General features: G+C 60.4%; 12 protein-coding genes. 1 reads left to right on the top strand and 11 read right to left on the bottom strand.

Features of this window, described 5'->3' with window-relative positions; translation table 11 throughout:
• Window positions 1-132: 132 nt before the first annotated feature.
• Window positions 133-1,425 (bottom strand): aminopeptidase P N-terminal domain-containing protein, encoded by a 1,293-nt coding sequence (locus AUC43_RS09740; RefSeq protein WP_068192451.1) that lies wholly within the window; start codon window positions 1,423-1,425, stop codon window positions 133-135.
• A 199-nt stretch (window positions 1,426-1,624) separates the two neighbouring features.
• On the bottom strand, window positions 1,625-2,077 hold the full coding sequence (locus tag AUC43_RS09735; RefSeq protein ID WP_068192448.1) for a hypothetical protein: 453 nt from the start codon (window positions 2,075-2,077) through the stop codon (window positions 1,625-1,627).
• Between the two features lie 428 nt (window positions 2,078-2,505).
• Here AUC43_RS09735 and AUC43_RS09730 point away from each other — a divergent pair, with 428 nt between their 5' ends.
• Window positions 2,506-2,865: a hypothetical protein gene (locus tag AUC43_RS09730; protein ID WP_068192443.1), complete on the top strand. Its 360-nt coding sequence runs from the start codon at window positions 2,506-2,508 to the stop codon at window positions 2,863-2,865.
• 93 nt (window positions 2,866-2,958) lie between these two features.
• On the opposite strand, the gene trxA is transcribed toward AUC43_RS09730, so the two are convergent.
• The 9 genes from trxA to AUC43_RS09685 all read right to left on the bottom strand — a co-directional run bounded on the left by trxA (window position 2,959) and on the right by AUC43_RS09685 (window position 17,597).
• Window positions 2,959-3,288 carry a thioredoxin gene (trxA, locus tag AUC43_RS09725; protein ID WP_068192441.1) on the bottom strand — a complete coding sequence of 110 codons (330 nt, stop codon included), beginning with the start codon at window positions 3,286-3,288 and terminating at the stop codon, window positions 2,959-2,961.
• Window positions 3,289-3,596: 308 nt separating this feature from the next.
• Window positions 3,597-7,310 (bottom strand): DNA polymerase III subunit alpha, encoded by a 3,714-nt coding sequence (gene dnaE, locus AUC43_RS09720; RefSeq protein WP_068192437.1) that lies wholly within the window; start codon window positions 7,308-7,310, stop codon window positions 3,597-3,599.
• A gap of 339 nt (window positions 7,311-7,649) precedes the next feature.
• Window positions 7,650-9,974 carry a LysM peptidoglycan-binding domain-containing protein gene (locus AUC43_RS09715; RefSeq protein WP_199243529.1) on the bottom strand — a complete coding sequence of 775 codons (2,325 nt, stop codon included), beginning with the start codon at window positions 9,972-9,974 and terminating at the stop codon, window positions 7,650-7,652.
• A gap of 91 nt (window positions 9,975-10,065) precedes the next feature.
• Window positions 10,066-12,990, bottom strand: coding sequence for an outer membrane beta-barrel protein (locus AUC43_RS09710; RefSeq protein ID WP_071885863.1), 2,925 nt, complete (start codon window positions 12,988-12,990; stop codon window positions 10,066-10,068).
• Window positions 12,991-13,071: 81 nt separating this feature from the next.
• Entirely contained in the window at window positions 13,072-13,719 is a 648-nt protein-coding gene (locus tag AUC43_RS09705; RefSeq protein ID WP_068192428.1) for an O-methyltransferase, read from the bottom strand.
• A 141-nt stretch (window positions 13,720-13,860) separates the two neighbouring features.
• Window positions 13,861-14,310 carry a YDG/SRA domain-containing protein gene (locus tag AUC43_RS09700; RefSeq protein WP_068192425.1) on the bottom strand — a complete coding sequence of 150 codons (450 nt, stop codon included), beginning with the start codon at window positions 14,308-14,310 and terminating at the stop codon, window positions 13,861-13,863.
• On the bottom strand, window positions 14,307-15,545 hold the full coding sequence (locus tag AUC43_RS09695; RefSeq protein ID WP_068192422.1) for a M16 family metallopeptidase: 1,239 nt from the start codon (window positions 15,543-15,545) through the stop codon (window positions 14,307-14,309). The genes AUC43_RS09700 and AUC43_RS09695 overlap by 4 nt, the downstream gene beginning before the upstream one ends.
• 84 nt (window positions 15,546-15,629) lie before the next feature.
• The gene (locus AUC43_RS09690) at window positions 15,630-16,682 is read right to left on the bottom strand and encodes a glycosyltransferase family 9 protein (protein ID WP_068192420.1); all 1,053 of its coding nucleotides are present in this window, start codon (window positions 16,680-16,682) and stop codon (window positions 15,630-15,632) included.
• 450 nt (window positions 16,683-17,132) lie between these two features.
• A complete protein-coding gene (locus AUC43_RS09685; protein WP_068192418.1) occupies window positions 17,133-17,597 on the bottom strand; it encodes an Lrp/AsnC ligand binding domain-containing protein in 465 nt (154 codons plus the stop codon).
• Window positions 17,598-17,757: the final 160 nt, after the last annotated feature.

The following is a 17,757-nucleotide window of genomic DNA, read 5'->3' as shown; positions in this document are numbered from 1 at the left end:
ATCCCTGACAACAGAAAGCCCCGGCTCAATATTGAGCCGGGGCTTTCTGTTGAATGGTTAACGTCAGGCTCCCCTCTCCGCGGGAGAGGGGCCGGGGGTGAGGTTCCGAGTGCGTGAGGCATCGCGCTGCCCTTACGCCTTGCCCATCAAGTCCTCAATGGCGTCGGCCTGCAGGGGGATATTGGCCATCAGGTCCTCATTGCCATTGGGCGTGAGCAGGATGTCATTCTCCAGGCGGATGCCGAGGCCTTCCTCCGGAATGTAGATGCCGGGCTCCACGGTGTACACCATGCCGGCTTCGAAGGTGCGGTACTTGTAGCCCACGTCGTGCACGTCGAGGCCGAGGTAGTGGCTGGTGCCGTGCATGAAGTACTTCTTGTAGAGCGGGGCGGCGGGGTCCTGGTTCTTCACGTCGGAGGCATTCAGCAAGTCGAGCTTGATGAGCTCCTGCTCCATGCACTCGCCCACGGCCTGGTGGTAGGCTTCGATTTCGCCGCCGGGCACGAGGCGAGTTTTGGCGAAGGTCATCACGGCCAGCACCGAGTCGTACACTTGGCGTTGGCGCGCCGTGAACTTGCCGTTGACGGGGATGCTGCGCGAGAGGTCGGCGGCGTAGTTCGCGTATTCGGCCCCGAAGTCGAGCAGAATCACGTCGCCGTCCTGGCACTGGTTGTCGTTGGTGGTGTAGTGCAGCACGCAGGCGTTTTTGCCGCTGGCCACGATGCTGCCGTAGGCCGGGCCGCGGCTGCGGTTGCGCATAAACTCGTGCACGATTTCGGCCTCAATCTCGAACTCCCACACGCCCGGCTTCACAAAGCCCAGCAGCCGCCGAAACGCCTTCTCGGTAATGTTGCAGGCCTCGCGCATCACCCGGATTTCCTCGGGGCTCTTGATGGCGCGCTGGCGGTGCAGCAGCGGCGCGGCGCGGCGGTAGGTGTGCAGCGGGTACTGGCTCTGCAATGCTTTGATGAAGCGGGCGTCGCGCGTTTCCACCTCCACCACGGCCCGGATGTGCTCGTTGGAGTTCAGGTACACGTTTTCGGCCTCGTTCATCAGGGCCGGCAGCACCGTCTTGAAGCTGTCGAGCCACATGATGCTGCGGATGCCGGAGTTGGTGCGGGCCTCGTCCTTGGTCAGCTTGTAGCCCTCCCAAATGAGGATGTGCTCGGAGGTTTCTTTCAGGAACAGGATTTCGCGGTGCTGCGGCAGGCGCGCATCCGGAAAAATGACCAGAATGCTCTCCTCCTGGTCGACCCCGCTGAGGTAGAACAGGTCGTTGTTTTGCCGGAATGCCAGGGTGCCGTCGGCATTGGTCGGCATGATGTCGTTGCTCTGAAAAATGGCCAGCGAAGCCGGCGGCAGCTGCTCGCGGAAGCGGCGGCGGTTTTCAACGAAAAGCTCGGGGGCCAGGGGGGTGTAGCGCATGCGAAAGGTTGGTTGGGAATAGCGAGCGCAAGTTAGGTCCCGGGCCGTTGCCAGAATACGCCCGGCTGGGGAATCCAGCCCACGCGCAGGCCAGCTCAACCCGGGTCGTTTCTCCTGGTTCGATATCCCTGCTATCGCTGGCCACAAAAAAGCCCCTGCTATTCTTAGCAGGGGCTTTTCAACGCCGAAGCCTACCGGCTTACATTTTCGATTTCACCGTTTTGGTGGTCGTTTTATTCGCCTTGTACCGCATATCGGGCGTGCCGTCGGCTTTCGTGGGGCCGGTCACGGTCTTGGTTTTGGCGGTTTTGTTGGCCGAGTAGCGCATGTCGGGCGTGCCGTCGGCTTTCATTTTGGTGCTGCTCGTGGTCTTGGTCACGCCCGAGGGCGTAGTTTGGGTGCTCGACTTGGTCATCGTCCCCTGCTGCTGGGTGCTGGTCGACGACTTGGTCATGCCGGCCGGGTTGCTCATCGTGCTCGACTTCGTGGTCGTCGTCGTGGCCGGAGTTTGCGCCGTGCGGGTGGTCATTTTCGACGAGCTGGCACTCGTCTTGGTGGCGGACGTAGCCGGCGCCGTGGTGGGGGTCTGGGCCAGGGCGGCCGAACCGCCCAGCAGGCTCAAGGAAACGAGAAAACCGAGAATGCGCTTCATAACAAAAATGGAAAAGGTGGGTGAAAAGATGGGCCTCCTACGCAGCTTCGGGCCTTGCAGTTGGCGGGAAATTTAGTCAATTATTTGACATTGACTGTAAACCGTTTAGGGCTCAATGCAATGTATCAGAAAATGCATGTATGCTCGATTAGCGCAATAGTAGGCCTGCTATTTTAATGTATATCACTTTCTTATGATACATCAAGATGTGAGTCGTTTGGCCGTTGCTTGTCAAAACCACGCTGCCGGGCTCCCTGCGCTACATCTGCTGCTTGCAATGGAAAGGAGCCTGGTTTCATGCTTCATAAATCTTTTTATATATACTCATTTATTATCAATAAACCATTGCAATATGGCTGTAGATTTTATTACTTTGGAGCATCGCAAATACTTGTTCACCAAGGTAAAACCGCACTAATTAATTTCAGATGAAGAAGAATTTTTACTTCCTGCTCGCCTTTGGGGTAGCTGCTGCCCTGGTACAAAGCCCGGCCCAAGCCACGCCTCTGGCGGGCAATGCAACCGGGATTGACCACGCAGCTGCTCCGGTTTCCATGGCCGAAGCATCCAGGCCCGTGGAGTTGAGCACCTCGCCCACTTCCAAGAGCCCAACCGGCAAAGTGCGCCGCAATACGGTGCTGGCCATGTTGGGACTGGCAGAAAGTAAAAAAGTAATATCTCCCGCCAAACTCAACCGGGAACAGCATTTGCGCCAGGAGCAGCTCAAAGCCAAGGCCCGCAGAGAATCGCGGGCGCATCGCCGCCGCTGCCCAAAAGCCTTGAACTAACAGGATAGCTGGCAGTTTGCGACCAGCCCCACCCATACAAAAAGCCCCTTGCCAGATTGGCAAGGGGCTTTTTATTTATCGGCAATAACGGAATTAAGCCGTTACCTGTGCTTCTAGTTTCTGGGCCAGCACGTGCTTGGGCACAGCACCTACTTGTTTGTCCACGATTTGGCCGTTTTTAAACACCAGCAGCGTCGGGATGCTGCGGATGCCGAATTTCATCGAAGTTTGGGGGTTGGCATCGACGTCAACTTTGCCCACGACAACTTTGCCTTCGTATTCGCCGGCAAGTTCTTCTACCACGGGGCCTACCATGCGGCAAGGGCCGCACCATTCGGCCCAGAAATCGACCAATACGGGCTTGTCGCCGGCGATGATTTCGTCAAAGTTGGCGTCGGTTATTTCAATTGCTTTGTGTCCCATTACGGTTTGGGTTGGGGTTAAGGATGGTCTGGCGTGTACGGCCAACGGGGTCGCAAGGTAGCAGATTGGAAGGTTAAACAGAGAGTACGGGGGAAAGTTCAGAAGGGTCATTGCCCCCGCCGAGAGGCCCGGCGAACGGCTCAATTAACTATCCGAAAGCTGGGAATATCATGCTGAATGCAATCTATTTCGCTCCGTCTGTCATGCTGAGCGCAGCGAAGCATCTTCTCACGGATCAACGATTTGTGCAGCGGTGATAAGTTGCTTCGCTGCACTCAGCATAACAGATGATTAGACGGATGAATGCCCTAAATGAGGGTGCAAACCTCCATTTCCATTTCGTGCATCTTCTGGATGAACGTCTTCGGCTCAATCTGGAACTTGCGCGAGAACATGTCCACGGCCAGGTGCTCGTGGGGCTCCACAAACTGGATTTCGAGGCGCTTGCTGCCGGGCGCGTGGTCGATGGCGTCCTGCAGGCGGTCGAGCATGGGGCCGGTCACGGTGCGCAGGTCCAGCTTTACGCGCACGCCTTTGCTGCGCTTCTCGGCCACGTCGGCCAGCGGCTCCATCGTGAGGATGCGCAGGTCCCACTGGTCCTGGGTATGGCGGCGCAGCTCTTGCTTGAGGCGCACGTACATGGGCGGCACCTGCTCGTTCGGGTAGTTGCGCGGGTTGATGAGCGGCGCAAACTTGGTGTAGTCGTCGCGGAACAGCGCCGGGTTGATGCTGGTTTCGTAGTCTTCCAGGGTGAAGGTGCAGAAGGGCTGGCCGGTCTTGGTAGTCTTGAACAGAACGTTGTTGATGAGGCCGGCCACGGCCAGTTCCTTGTTCTTTATCTCATCCACCTTCTCCAGGCCGCAGGTGCAGTAGGCGTCCAGCTCCAGCTTGTAGCTATCCAACGGGTGGCCCGAGAGGTAGAAGCCCACCACTTCCTTTTCGCGGCGCAGCTGCTCGGTTTTGCTCCAGGGCTCCATCTCGTGCATCTTGGGCAGCGGCGCGGCCACCGCCCCGAAAGCCCCCGCCCCGAAAAGGCTGTGTTGGGCTGATTCCTTGGCGGCTTGGTGCTGCTGGCCCATTTTCATGGCCTTCTCGATGAGGTTCTGGTCGCCGGACGGGGCATCGAGGTACAGGCGGCGGTGCTTGCCGAAACCGTCGAACGCGCCGGCCTGGGCCAGGCTTTCAAACGTTTTCTTGTTCACGGTGCGCAAGCTGACACGTTTCGCGAAGTCGAAGATGTCGGAGTACTCGCCGTTTTTCTCGCGTTCCTCCACCATGCTTTCCACCGCGAGTTCGCCGGCCCCTTTCACGGCGCCCATGCCGAAGCGGATGGCGCCCTCCTGGTTTACGTTGAACTTGAGCAGGGATTCGTTTACGTCGGGCCCGAGCACGGGCACGCCCTGCTTGCGGGCTTCCTCGATGAAGAAGGTCACCTTCTTGATGTCGCCCATGTTGTTGGTGAGCACGGCGGCCATGTACTCGGCCGGGTAGTTGGCCTTCAGATAACCAGTCTGATACGCCACTACGGAGTAGGCGGCGGAGTGCGAGCGGTTGAAGCCGTACTCGGCAAACTTCTCCATCACGTCGAACACCTCGTTGGCCTTCTTCGCGGGGATGTCGTGCAGCTTCTTGGCGCCTTCGATGAACTTCTCGCGCTCCAAGGCCATCTTTTTCATGTCCTTTTTGCCCATGGCGCGGCGCAGCAAGTCGGCGCCGCCCAGTGAGTAGCCGGCCAGAATCTGAGCCGTCTGCATAATCTGCTCCTGGTACACCATGATGCCCTGGCTGTACTCCAGAATGGGCTTGAGCAGGTCGTGCGGGTACACCACTTCCTCGCGCCCGTGCTTGCGGTTGATGAAGTTCGGGATGAACTGCATCGGGCCCGGGCGGTACAGGGCGTTCATGGCAATCAAGTCCTCGATGTTGGTGGGCTTGAGGTCCTTGAGGTACTGGCGCATGCCTTCCGATTCAAACTGGAAGGTGCCGATGGTGTCGCCGCGCTGGTAGAGGGCGTAAGTCTTTTCGTCGTCGAGCGGAATGTCGTCGATGTCGATTTTCACGCCGTGGTTGCGCTCAATCAGGCGCAGGGCATCCACGATGATGGTCAGGGTTTTCAAGCCCAGGAAGTCCATCTTGAGCATGCCGGCGCTCTCAATCACCTTACCGTCGAACTGCGTGATGAGCAGGTCCGAGTCCTTGGAAGTGGAGACCGGAATGTACTTCGTGATGTCGTCCGGGGCGATGATGACGCCGGCCGCGTGAATGCCGGTGTTGCGCACCGAGCCTTCGAGCTGCGTAGCCAAGCGCAGAATCTGGCCCTTGAGGTTATCGGCCGATTCGTCGCGCCGAATCATGTCTAGCTCCTGGTTTTCGGCGAAGGCGCCGGCCAGGGTGGTGCCGGGCTTGTCGGGCACCATCTTGGTCAGGTCATTGGTTTGCGGCAGCGGCAATTCCATTGCCCGGGCCACGTCCTTAATGCTGGACTTGGCGGCCATGGTGCCGAAGGTGATAATCTGGGCCACCTGCGTCTTGCCGTACTTATCCACCACGTAGTCGATGACTTTCTGACGGTTCACGTCGTCGAAGTCAATGTCGATATCGGGCATGGACACGCGCTCCGGGTTCAGGAAACGCTCGAACAGCAGCGAGTACTTAATGGGGTCGATGTTGGTGATACCTACGCAGTAGGCTACGGCCGAGCCGGCGGCCGAGCCCCGGCCCGGGCCTACAGCCACGCCGATGTTGCGGCCGTGGTTGATGAAGTCCTGGGTGATGAGGAAGTAGCCGGCAAAACCCATCGTCTGGATGATGCGCAGCTCATAATCAAGCCGTTCCTCGATTTCGGGCGTGCGCTCGGAGTAGCGCGGCGGCTTGGTCATCGTCACGGTGCCATTGCCGGCGCCGGGGCCGAAAGCGCCCACATAGGTCAACTCGCGTAGGAATTCGTCGGCGTTGGCGAAGGGTGCCGGGATGGGGAAGTTGGGCAACAGAATGTCGCGCGCCAGCTTCGGCGGCGTGATTTTGCCCACAATCTCATTGGTGTTGTCTACGCTCTCGGGCACGTCGATGAACAGCTCGTTCATCTGCGCCTGGTTTTTGAAGAAGAACTGGTCGTTGGCGAAGCCGAAGCGGGTGTGCGGCTTGGGCTTCTGTAGTTCCTCGTCGATGCGGCGTAGCTGCTTCTGGGCCTGCTCGTCGCGGGCGTGGTCGCGGCGCAGGTTGTCGAGCAGGTCGTAGCGCACCTTGCCGTTGCTGGTCAGCAGGGTGTAGTAGTTGGTACGAATATCACCGACCGGAATGCTGTGCTCCTCGCCGGTGTTCACGCACAGCAGCAGGTCGTGGGCCGCGTAGTCGGTCTGGTCGACGTAGTGCGAGTCGTTGGTGCAAATAACCTTGACGTTGTACTTCTTGGCGAAACCGAGGAGCACCTGGTTCACGTCTTCCTGGCTTTTGCCGGTGCCGTCGAAATTCATAAGGCCGTGGCGCTGGATTTCGATGTAGAAGTCCTCGCCGAATAGGTCGAGCCACCACTTCAGCTTTTTCTCGGCTTCAGCTTCGGTCCCGAACAAAATGGTCTGGGGAATCTCGGCGCCGATGCAGCACGAAGTAGCAATCAGGCCCTCGTGGTACTGCACCAGCAGTTCCTTGTCGATGCGGGGAAACTTGGAGTACAGGCCCTCGATGAAGCTCAAGGAGCAGAGCTTGCTCAGGTTGTGGTAGCCGGCCTGGTCCTTGGCCAGCAGCAGCTGGTGGTAGCGGTTGTCGCGCTCGCCCTTTTCCCGGCTGAAGGTTTTCTTGTGCCGGTCCTCCACCATGTAGAACTCGCAGCCCACGATGGGCTTCACGTTGTACTTGTTGGCCTCGGCCACGAAGTTGAACGCCCCGAACATGTTGCCGTGGTCGGTGAGGGCCACCGCGGGCATCTCGTCCTTCTGCGCCTTCTTCATCAGGGCCGAAATGCTGGCCTGGCCGTCGAGCAGCGAGTATTGGGTGTGCGAGTGAAGGTGCGAGAAAACGGGCATCTTGGAAGGGCTGAGTTTTGAGGGTTGAGTTTTGAATGTTTGGCTAATTCAACTCAGCACTTAACATTCAAAACTCAACCCTTCTGGTAAAGATACCCCCGGCTGGCGGGCATTCCCAAACCCCATTTGCCTGCTGCCTGATTCCCTGAGTGCTGCGTTTTTTGGCTGCGTTCGCACCTAAAGGCCGCTCCTCCGTGGCAAGCATAAATGGCCGTGTGGGAACGTGCCTTGGTGCGTTCGGCGGCAGAACTTTTTGATTCAGAACAGCACTAGCGCAACACCAGTCAAAACTGTTCAATAATTGAACGCGCCAAGGCGCATTCCTACACAGGCTTCCAACTATTTGGCGCTGGCCTGGATGCGCAGCACCTCCCCCACTTTCACGTTGCCATCTAGCTTACCATTCAGGGCCTGAATGTCAGCCACTTTTACCTCATACCGGCGGGCAATGCTGTATAGAGTTTCGCCTTTGGCAACGGTGTGCTCAATGGTGGTTCCGGCCGCAGGCGTCGGCGCGGGAGCAGCTTGCGGAGCTGCAGCCTTCGGAACATAAATCGCCGGGTTGGGGCGGTTGGTGGCTTGGTTGGCTGGGCGCGTGGAAGCGACTGGAGTTGCTACCGGAGCGGCGGCAACTGCTGGAACCGGCAGTTCCTGCGACTTCAGGACCAACACCTGCCCTACTGCCAGGTTCGCCGGCAGCGTGAGGTGGTTTAGGGCCATGAGGGTAGCCGGAGGAACCTGGTAGCGCCGGCTGATGGAGTACACCGTTTCGCCCGGCTCAACCCGGTGGGAAGCTTCGTTAGCAACAGCCGCGGGAGTAGCTGCGGGCGTGATTACGGGGGGCGCGGCAGGCTTAGGCGCAATGGGGCGCGGGGCAGCGGTCACTACCACTGGCTTAGCTGGTGCTGCTACTGGCTTAAATGGTGGTCCCACAGGCGCTGGTGTTACGGCCGGCGCCTGCTCAACTACGGGAGAATTACTCACCGTTGGCTCAATTTCTGGCTCAACCTCCAGCTCAGCGGTGCGGGGCTCGTCAGCCAGGGGCGCGGGGGCTGGGGCCGAAGCAGGAGGTGGCAGTTGGGCTGCCACAGGCTCCGGCGCGGCAGGGCGCACGGCCGGCGGCCTCATGGGCGGGGCAGGTACGGACGGCACAGATGCTACAGCAGGCACCGAGGCGGCCGGGGGCGTATTCGTTCCGGATATGGATTCTCCCCAACCGTCGCTGGCCTCGGCTTCTTCGTCTTTGCCGGGGGTAGCTTTTCTTTTGGCTATGGCGCGGGCTGTCTCGTGGCGGGTGGGAGCAGTCTTCACGGGCTCGGGGGCCATCATTTGGTCATCGGCCATGGCACGGCTGGCCGTAGCCGAGCCTTCGATGCCTTTGCCTTCGGGCAAGCGGCGGTACTCCACGGCCACTTCGCGGGGCCGCACGTGCCGCAGCCACAGCACCCGGCCCGGGCTGGGTTGTTCGATGCGAGACATCCGGTTTTTGGCCAAAATCGCCTTTTTGCGAATGCCGTACTTCTGCGCCACGTCGAACATGGTTTCGCCGGGCTGCACCACGTAGTACTCCACGGCGCCCACGTCGCGCTTGCGCTGCAGGTAATACGGCCGGCCGGTCACGGCCACGTCGAAAGCCGTCAGCTCGTTGTCGCGCAGGAATTCCCGCAGCTTCCGGCCCCCACGTTTGGCCAGGTCGGCGGTGGTTTCGCCGGGCAGCGCAATCAGGGCACGCAGGTCGTTCAGGCGCACTTCGGCTGTGTTGGCGGCTACGGCTGGCGCGGTGAGCAGCTCACCGCGGCTCTGGAGGCGCTGGTTGGCCACGATTCCAGCGGCCTGGGTCACATCGCCGATGGGCACGATGAGCGTGTAGGGCCGGTCGGCGGGCACGGCACCGGCCAGCAGCCAGCGGTTGTGCATGGCCAGGGCGTCAGGCTCCACGTGCAGGAGCTGGGCCTGGGCTTCGAGGGTTTGGCCGGCGGTGGCGGGAAACTCCTGCAGGCGCAGCGGGGGCCTGGGGTTCAGGCCGCAGGCGGGTTCAAAGGCCACTTTCTGAGCTAGAAAGGTCAGCACGTAAACCGACGTCGCCTCGGTGATGGCCATTTCGGTAGCATCGACGTCGGTGGGCAGGATGTAGGGCTTCACGCCGCTCAGGCCGGTGTTGTAGCTGAGCAAGGCATTCACCCAGTTGTGCAAGGTGGCATTGTTGCGGGCGAGGTAGCGGGCGGCCGCGCGGGTGCTGGCCGTAAGGTGCTTGCGCTCGTCCACGTCGTCGTTCACCAGCAAACCCAGGCCGACGGCTGTTTCGCGCTTGAGCTGCCAGTAGCCCACGGCTTCGTGCACGCTCTGGGCATCGCCGAGCAGGGCGCTTTCCTGCAAGGCCAGGTAGCGGAAATCCAGGGGCACGCCTTCTTCTTTCAGTACCCGGTCGATGATGGGAAAGGACGCATCGGCCAGGTCCACGCGGGCTTGAAACGAGGGCTGGTGGCGGCTCAGGCCATCGGCCTTTTGCTGCACCAGGCGCTGAGCTTCCTCATTCAGCACGAGATGTATCCCGGCCACATCCATGGTGGCGGGCACCGTGGGGTGAGCGAGCGGCGCGGCAGGTTGAGCCGCCACGGGCCCGGCCAGGACCAGCAGCAATAACAAGACAACAGGATTTCGCATAAACAACGCGGGCAGGAGGCGGCCACCGCGGCCACCTCCTGCCCGGAAGCTACAAAGAACCTGAATTTTGGCCAGAAAGCCGGACACTGCCCTACTGCGGGCCGCCACCGGGAGGGCCACCAGCCGGCGGGCCGCCCGCGGGAGCTGCGCCACCATCGGGCCGGCCGTAGCCGCCGGGCTGCCCAAAGCCCCGCTCACGCCGGCCCTCGCCGCCGCTGGAGGGAGCCACCACATTGCCGCTGCGGATGTTGTAGGTAAACATCAGCATGAAGTAGCGCTGCAAAATGGTGGTTTGCACGTCCTCGTAATAAGCCTCCGTCACGTTGCGCTGGATAGCGCGGTTCTGGCCCAGCAAGTCGAAGGCATACACCTTGATTTCGCCGCGCTGGCCGGGAAAGATTTTTTTGCCCAGGCTGGCATTCCAGAGCAGGTACTGCTGGTTGTAGCCGGCCGAAAGGCCCGAGTAAGCCTGGTGCACCAAGTCGGTTTGGAAGTTGATGCCCGGCCCCACAATCCAGCCCAACCGAAAGCGGGTAACCTGCGCGAAGTAGTTGGTATTAAGCTTGGCCTGCAGGGTATTGCGCACGAAGTTCTGGCTCGACGTGGTAGAGGCAGTAAAGTCTAGATTGGGGCTGATGTTGGAGCTGAGCGTGAGGCCGGCCCCGAACGAGGGCACGCGGGCGTAGTTCAGGCCGCCGTTCACGATGCCAGGCGTCTGGGTGAAGTTGGCGTTGGCGCTCAGGTTCACGTTGGTTTTGATGGGCTTGATGGGCCGGCCGTAGCTAATGAGCGAGCGCACGGTGTACTGCTGGCTCAGGTTGGTGGGCTGGGTGAGCTGGCCCCCGGCCGGCAGGCGCACGCCGGGCGCGCCCTCCGGCACCACGGTGGTGTCGCGGGAAGCCACCAGCGTGCGATTAGAAATCGGATTCTGGGTGTAGGAACCCGAGAGCAGCGCGAAGAAGTTGCTGGCTACCTCCGGGCTCGACGCCGTGTAGCGGAAGTTTACGGAGTGCTGAAATTCCTGGCGTAGCGTGGGGTTGCCGATGGTCAGCTGCAAAGGGTTGGAATTGTTCACCACGGCCTGCAGCTGGCTCACGCTGGGCGGGTTGGTGTTGGTGCGGTAGTTAAAGCGCAGGTTTTTCTGCCGCGTGAAGCGGTAGTTGACGTTGGCGTTGGGCAGCACGTTTACGAAGTAGTAGCGCCCGATGCTGGCCCGCGGAAACTGCGCGTCGCTGTACAGCTCCGAATACTGCCCCGACAGGCCCACGCTGGCCTGGTACTTGGGCGTGATGTGCCGGTAAGTCACCCCGCCCGACTGCGTGAGGTAGTAGTTATCGAACACGTTGCTCAGGGCGTCGTTCTGCTGCTTGGTGTCGCCGGTCAGTAGGTCGTAGGTGTACTTGCTGGAGCTATTCGGCGCGTAGTTGATGGCGTAGTTGCCCTGCAGCACGTCCTGCTTGGTCAACGCCTCGGTCAAGGACAAGTTTGCATTCATGCTGCCGCCGTGCTGCCGCAGCGTACTGGTCTGGTTGAGGCTGTTCAGCGCCGAGCCCGTGTCCAGGGTGCGCAGGGTGGTGTTGCCGTCGCGCTGGCTGTAGGTACCGCCGATGCTCAGGCTGGCGGTGCGGCCGGCCTTGGGAAAACGGTGGCGCAGCAGCAGGTCGCCGCCGGTGTTCAGGCCCTCGTTATCCGAAGCGTAGTTGCTCGTGATGCGGCTTTGCTCGGTGCCGCTGCGGCGGGTGAGGCCCACCACGTTGCTGCCCGCATCGTTTTGCTGGTAGCTGAAGCGCGGCCGGAACAGGATGGAATTGGCCGAGTCAATCTTGTGCTCCAGGCGCATGTTGAAGCGCTGGTTGGTGTTGAGGCCGTTGGTGTTGGCGCTTTGGGTGTAGGTGGTGCTGGCCTGCTGGGGCAGCACGTACTGGCGCTGGGTGCTGCTGAGCAGCGTGTTGTTGGCCCGGTTGAAGAAGTAGCTGGCCGACATGTCGGTCTTCTTGTTCCAAGAGTTCGAATAGTTCAGGCCCACGGCGTTGGTTTTGGTGATGCCGCCGCTCTGGTTTACCAGGAAGTCGCCGGCATTGCCGCCGTTGCCCCCGCCGCCCTGGCCACCTCCTCCACCCCGGCCACCCCGGCCCCCGCCGCCCTGGTTGGAGTTGCCCACCACGCCCAGCAAGTCCTCAGTGCCGAAGTTCTGCTCGTTCACGTTGTTGGACTGCGCCAGCACCGACACCCGGCGGTCGCCCTTGAAGTTGTTCACGTTGCCGCTGGCTTTGTAGCGGTCGGGGCCCGCGCCGGCCACCACCCGCCCAAAGGTGCCGCTGCGGAATTCCACCTTGGTCACGATGTTGATGGTCTTGGTTGTGTTGCCATCGTCGAAGCCCGAAAAGCGGCTCTGCTCGCTGCGCTGGTCAAATACCTCCACCTTGTCCACCATTTCGGCGGGCAGGTTTTTGAGCACGGCGTCGGGGTCGTTGCCGAAAAATTCCTTGCCGTCGACCAGCACGCGCTGCACGTTTTCGCCCTGGGCCTGCACTTTGCCGTCGGTGCCTACGCTCACGCCGGGCATCTTCGTGATGAGGTCCTGCGCGTTGGCGTCGGGGTTGGTTTTGAACGCCTTGGCGTTGAACTGCGTGGTATCGCCCTTCTGCACCGATTGCGCGGCCTGGCCCGTCACCACCACGCCCTTGAGCTGCACCCCGCCCGCCTGCAGGGCCAGCGCCCCCAGCTGCACCGGCGCCCCATTTACGGTCACGGCCTGGCTTAGCTTCTGGTAACCCACAAAGGAGGCATCGAGCACGTAGCGGCCCGCGGCCACATTGTCGAACTGAAAGCGGCCCTCCGCATCAGCCGAAGCTCCGGTTTTCACCGAGTCGGGTAGGTGTATTAGCAGCACGTTGGCCCCGATGAGCGGCGACTGGTCTTTCCCGTCGGTCACGCGCCCGCTCACCGTGGTGGGGGCCTGGGCCCGGGCCGCCAGCCCAATCAACAGAAAAACGAGTAAGGATACGAGCCGCATAGAACTGGATAAAGCAACGGAAACACACCTGACGGCATTCGGCCAGCCAGGGCTTGCAAACCAGTCAAGCGGGCAATTGGGCTACTTTTTACGCAACAGCAGCAGCCCATCGCGCAGAGGCAGAAAAACCGGCTCCACCCGTGCGTCCTGGGCCATCTTGTCGTTGAAAGCCCGAACAAAAGGCGTGTCCTTGTCCCCGCTTTTCACTTCGTGCGTGGGCAGCACCTTGCCGCTCCACAGCACATTGTCGACGATGAGCAACCCGCCCGGGCGCACCTGCCCGATGACTGCCTCAAAATAAGCGTCGTTGCTCCGCTTGTCGGCGTCAATAAAGACCAAGTCCCACACTTCATCGACCAAGCCCGGCAAAACGTCGAGCGCTGCGCCAATGTGCAGGCGCACCTGCTCCGTAATACCGGCCGCCGCCACGTACCGCCGAATGCGCGCCTCGCGCTCGGGGTCGATTTCGATGGTGTGCAACAGCCCGTTAGCGGCCAGTCCCTCGGCCAGGCACAGCGTGGCATACCCGCAAAAGGTGCCAATTTCCAGCACCCGCCGAGGCCGCATGAGGTGGCTCAACATGCTCAAAAACCGTCCCTGCAGGTGGCCGCTGCTCATGCGCGGCAGCAGGGTTTGCAAGTGGGTTTCGCGGGTGAGCTGGGCCAGCAGCGGCGGCTCGGGCGCTGTGTGCTGCTCGGCGTAGGCCTGGATGGGGTCGTTGTTGGTCATTAAATAGCCATAAGTAGCTAGTCGCGCAGTCGGCTGTCATGCTGAGCTTGCGAAGCATCTTATCAGGTTCGAACAGTTAGTTCAGCGGTGATAAGATGCTGCGCTGCGCACAGCATGACAGCCGATTACGGCTGACGATTTTCAAAAAATAGGCCGCAGCCGGAAAACGTATACCTGAAAGCCCGATTTCCCGGGCCCGTAGGTGAAGTCCACCACTTGGTACAGGCCTTCGTATCGGTACACGTCCAACCCATCGCCTTCAGCGGGCACTTTGCGCATCACGCGCACGGGTAGCTTGGTTTCGATACTCTTCAGCAAGGCCAGAATGCCGGTGGTAGCCATCTGGTCCATGATTTGGCGGCCGGTTTTGGGGTCGCGCCCCCCGTTGCCGGAATACAGAATTTCATCCTCCCCAAAGTCATCCTCCTCGTACTGCCCAGCCAAGACGATGCTTTCGGCACCCAGCAATTGGGTGCCGCACACACCCGTGCGGCGCGGCCGGTGCACCCCACTCAGCGATAGGTCGATGCGGTTGCGAAAGGTATCGCCGGGCCGGTAGCTGCCCACGTGCCCGAATACCGGCTGGCTCATTTCCCCTCCGGCACATACTGCAGCACGCTCAGGTGCTCGTCCGTCAGCACTTCGTTGGCCATGTCGCGCAGTTCGGCCGCCGAAATCAGCTCAATTTTCTCGAAAATCTCGCTCAGCGGCTCCACGCGGCCCAGGTCGAGCGTGCTTTTGCCCAGAAGCTGCATCAGGCCGCTGTTGCTTTCCTCGCTCATGGCAAGCTGGCCCATGAGCTGGTGCTTGGCCGTGTGCAGCTGGTTGGTGGTCAGGGTTTTCTCGCGCAGCAGCTTCAGCTCCTTTTGTACCAGGCCCAGCGTGCGTTTCACCTGCTTGCCCTCGGTGCCGAAGTAGATGCCGAACAGGCCCGTGTCGGTGTAGGGCGAGTAGGTGCTGTCGATGGTGTACACCAGGCCGTATTTCTCGCGCACGGCCAGGTTGAGCCGCGAGTTCATGCCCGGCCCCCCGAGGATGTTGTTGAGCATGAAAAACGGGATACGGCGCTTATGGCCAATGGAATAGGCCGGGCCGCCCAGCAGGCAGTGGGCCTGCGAAATGGGCCGGGACTCCACCTGCGTTTTGCGCTCGTAGCTGCCCACCGGGCGGCGCACGCGCGGCCCAATTTTAGCCGGCAGCGGAGCCAGGAATTTATCAGCCAGCCGCTTCACTTCTTTGAAGGGCAGGTTGCTCACCGAGCTGAACACGAGCCGGTCGGTGCGCATTTGCTCCTGCAGGAAGGCGTGGAAGTCGGCCGTCTGGAAGCGGCTCACGCTCTCGCGGGTACCCAGGATGTTCACGCCCAGCGGATGGTCGCCAAAAACCACCGTGTCGAAATCATCGATAATGGCGTCTTCCGGGGCGTCCTGGTACATGCTCATTTCTTCCAGAATCACGCCCCGCTCCTTCTCCACCTCGCGGCCGGGAAACACCGAATTGAACGTCAAATCAGTCAGGAGCTCAAACGCGCGCTCAAAATGCGTGCTGAGTAGCGCGGCGTAGAAGCAGATTTTTTCCTTGGTGGTGTAGGCGTTCAGCTCGCCGCCCACAGTTTCGAGGCGGTTGAGAATGTGGAACGACTTGCGCTTTTCGGTGCCCTTGAAGGCCATGTGCTCCCAGAAGTGGGCCAGGCCCTGCTGGTGCGGGGCCTCATCGCGCGAGCCAATGTCGAGCAGGAAGCCGCAATGCGCAATCTTTGTATGAGGTACCTGCTTGTGCAGCAGGCGGATACCGTTTGGGTATTCGTGGATTTCGTAGTCGGGCATAGGAATAACAAAGGTACCGGACGCTGCGCGTAATGAGGCATAAACAAGCAGGCCCGCAGAATTGCTTTGGCGACGCCTGCCTCTTTAGCCCACCGAATTCAAGGAGTGAAGCAGCTGGTCTACTTCAATGGTATAAGCGCACCGAAAGTGCCCCAGCGGACAGGCGCCGTGCCCGTGCAGCCCGCAGGGCTTGCACGCCAGCGGCTCACGGGTTTGTACAATGAAGGACACCGGCGAGAGCGGCCCAAACCCAAATTCGGGCACGGTACTGCAAAACACCGCCGTGACGGGCGCCCCCACGGCCGAGCACAGGTGCATCGGGGCCGAGTCGTTCACGTAGTTCATCTGGGCTCCGCGCATGAGCGCAGCCGAGGCCAGCAGACCCATTTTGCCGGCTAGGTTGGTTACGTTGGCGCGGCCGCTGGCGGCAGCCAGCCGCTCGCAGGGCGCCACATCGGGCGGCCCGCCCAGCAGAAACACCCGCAAACCAGCGGGTAGTGCCGCGAGCAGCTCCAGCCACTTTTCCTCCGGAAACTGTTTGGTAAACCACACCGAAGTGGGCGCCAGGCACACGTAAGGCTCGCCAGCAGCAAAAGTCGCGGCCGTAGCTTCATCAGCGGCCGAAGGATACAGCTTGGGCCTTGTTAATGAGGAACGAGGAATGAAGAATGACGAATTACTCGCCCTCAATTCTTTATTAAGCGAAGCGCCCAGTAGCGCCAGGTTGCGCGCTACTTCGTGGGTGCCGTCGCCGATAGTATGCGGCACGCGGCGGGTGAAAAACCGGCTCAAGGGGTTTTTGGCGAAGCCCACCCGCTCCGGAGCCCTCGAAAAGGCGGTGAGAAACCCCGTGCTTGCGAACCGCTGCAGGGTGACTACCCGGCCGTAGCCAGTGGCCCGAATCTGGCGCAGGAGCTGCCACAGCGCGGCATACTTGCGGTGCTTTTTATCCCAAATCAGCACCTGGCGCACGTGCGGGTGGCCGGCCAGCAGGCCCTCGTTGCCGCGGCGCACCAGCACGTCGACTGGTGTAGCCGGCTCGGTGTGGTGCAGGTGTTCCAGGAGCGCCGTCATCAAAATAACGTCGCCAATGAAAGCGGTTTGAATGAGCAGCGTAGCGGGCGGGGCAGTAGGCATGGGCGAGGCACAAAATTACGCTGCGCCGGCAGGTCTGGCTCTATTCCGGAGAGGGTGATTTAAGATGAGCGGAGTAAATGAGGGCGCATGAGGAAAGAACGTCGCTCCGGCGGCACCTCACCCCTGCCGGGCACGGCCCCTCTCAATGGGGAGAGGGAAGCCACAGCAGCGCGGTTCTGTCATTGCGAGAAGGCACAACGAAGCAATCCGTCTTCTCTCTGCGACCAGCCTACTAATGTGAAAAGCCCCGGCACTGCGCAGTACCGGGGCTTTCTCCATAAAAGGCTTTATCACTTCTCAGGGCTGGTCGCAGAGAGAGGACGGATTGCCGCGTTCCGCTGCGCTTCACTCGCAATGACAGTTTACGTCAGGCTCCCCTCTCCGCTGGAGAGGGGCTGGGGCCGTGCCCGGCAGGGGTGAGGTGCCGCCGACCAACCTAAACCCGACGAGTTAAGTCAGTTGGGCTGGGCGGTTGATAACTTCCTCCAAGGAAATTAGCGTTTCGGTGCGCTCAATGCCGTCGATGGGCTGAATGCGGTCGTGGAGCACGTCGCGCAGGTGCTGGGTGTCGCGGCATACTAAGCGGGCAAATACGCCATAGGCCCCCGTGGTAAAGTGAATGCTTACCACCTCCGGAATTTCACGCAGCTGGTTCACCACACTGGTGTACACCGAGCTTTTCAGGAGGTAAATGCCCAGGAAAGCATTTACCCCGTAGCCTAGCTTCTGATAATCAATGCGAAGTGTGGCTCCCTGCACTATGCCGATTTCCTCGAGCCGGGCCATGCGCACGTGCACAGTACCGCCCGATACGTTGACTTTGCGGGCAATTTCGGTGTACGGCATTTTGGCATCCTGAATTAGCAAATTCAGGATATTCCGGTCAGTATCATCAAGTTCGTAATTTCTGGCCATTTTCTGCAGGTAGAAGTTAAAGGAAATACAAAACTAGGTGGTTATAATTAAGTTTTTTGCAAATTCTTCGTTGTTTAACATTGTCGTTTGCATTAACTCTCTTATACTATTACATTTGTCACAATCCAAGGCTGAAAGCCAGGGCTATCAAGTAGCAGAG

This window comes from Hymenobacter sedentarius (assembly GCF_001507645.1).
Taxonomy (GTDB): domain Bacteria; phylum Bacteroidota; class Bacteroidia; order Cytophagales; family Hymenobacteraceae; genus Hymenobacter; species Hymenobacter sedentarius.
The sequence above is the reverse complement of the archived record's forward strand: the minus strand, read 5'-3'. Positions and strand labels throughout refer to the sequence as shown.

Coding starts and splice junctions, on each gene's coding strand:
- AUC43_RS09740 (WP_068192451.1), bottom strand. CDS start 1,425: ATGCGCTACACCCCCCTGGCCCCCGAGCTTTTCGTTGAAAACCGCCGC.
- AUC43_RS09735 (WP_068192448.1), bottom strand. CDS start 2,077: ATGAAGCGCATTCTCGGTTTTCTCGTTTCCTTGAGCCTGCTGGGCGGT.
- AUC43_RS09730 (WP_068192443.1), top strand. CDS start 2,506: ATGAAGAAGAATTTTTACTTCCTGCTCGCCTTTGGGGTAGCTGCTGCC.
- trxA (WP_068192441.1), bottom strand. CDS start 3,288: ATGGGACACAAAGCAATTGAAATAACCGACGCCAACTTTGACGAAATC.
- dnaE (WP_068192437.1), bottom strand. CDS start 7,310: ATGCCCGTTTTCTCGCACCTTCACTCGCACACCCAATACTCGCTGCTC.
- AUC43_RS09715 (WP_199243529.1), bottom strand. CDS start 9,974: ATGCGAAATCCTGTTGTCTTGTTATTGCTGCTGGTCCTGGCCGGGCCC.
- AUC43_RS09710 (WP_071885863.1), bottom strand. CDS start 12,990: ATGCGGCTCGTATCCTTACTCGTTTTTCTGTTGATTGGGCTGGCGGCC.
- AUC43_RS09705 (WP_068192428.1), bottom strand. CDS start 13,719: ATGACCAACAACGACCCCATCCAGGCCTACGCCGAGCAGCACACAGCG.
- AUC43_RS09700 (WP_068192425.1), bottom strand. CDS start 14,310: ATGAGCCAGCCGGTATTCGGGCACGTGGGCAGCTACCGGCCCGGCGAT.
- AUC43_RS09695 (WP_068192422.1), bottom strand. CDS start 15,545: ATGCCCGACTACGAAATCCACGAATACCCAAACGGTATCCGCCTGCTG.
- AUC43_RS09690 (WP_068192420.1), bottom strand. CDS start 16,682: ATGCCTACTGCCCCGCCCGCTACGCTGCTCATTCAAACCGCTTTCATT.
- AUC43_RS09685 (WP_068192418.1), bottom strand. CDS start 17,597: ATGGCCAGAAATTACGAACTTGATGATACTGACCGGAATATCCTGAAT.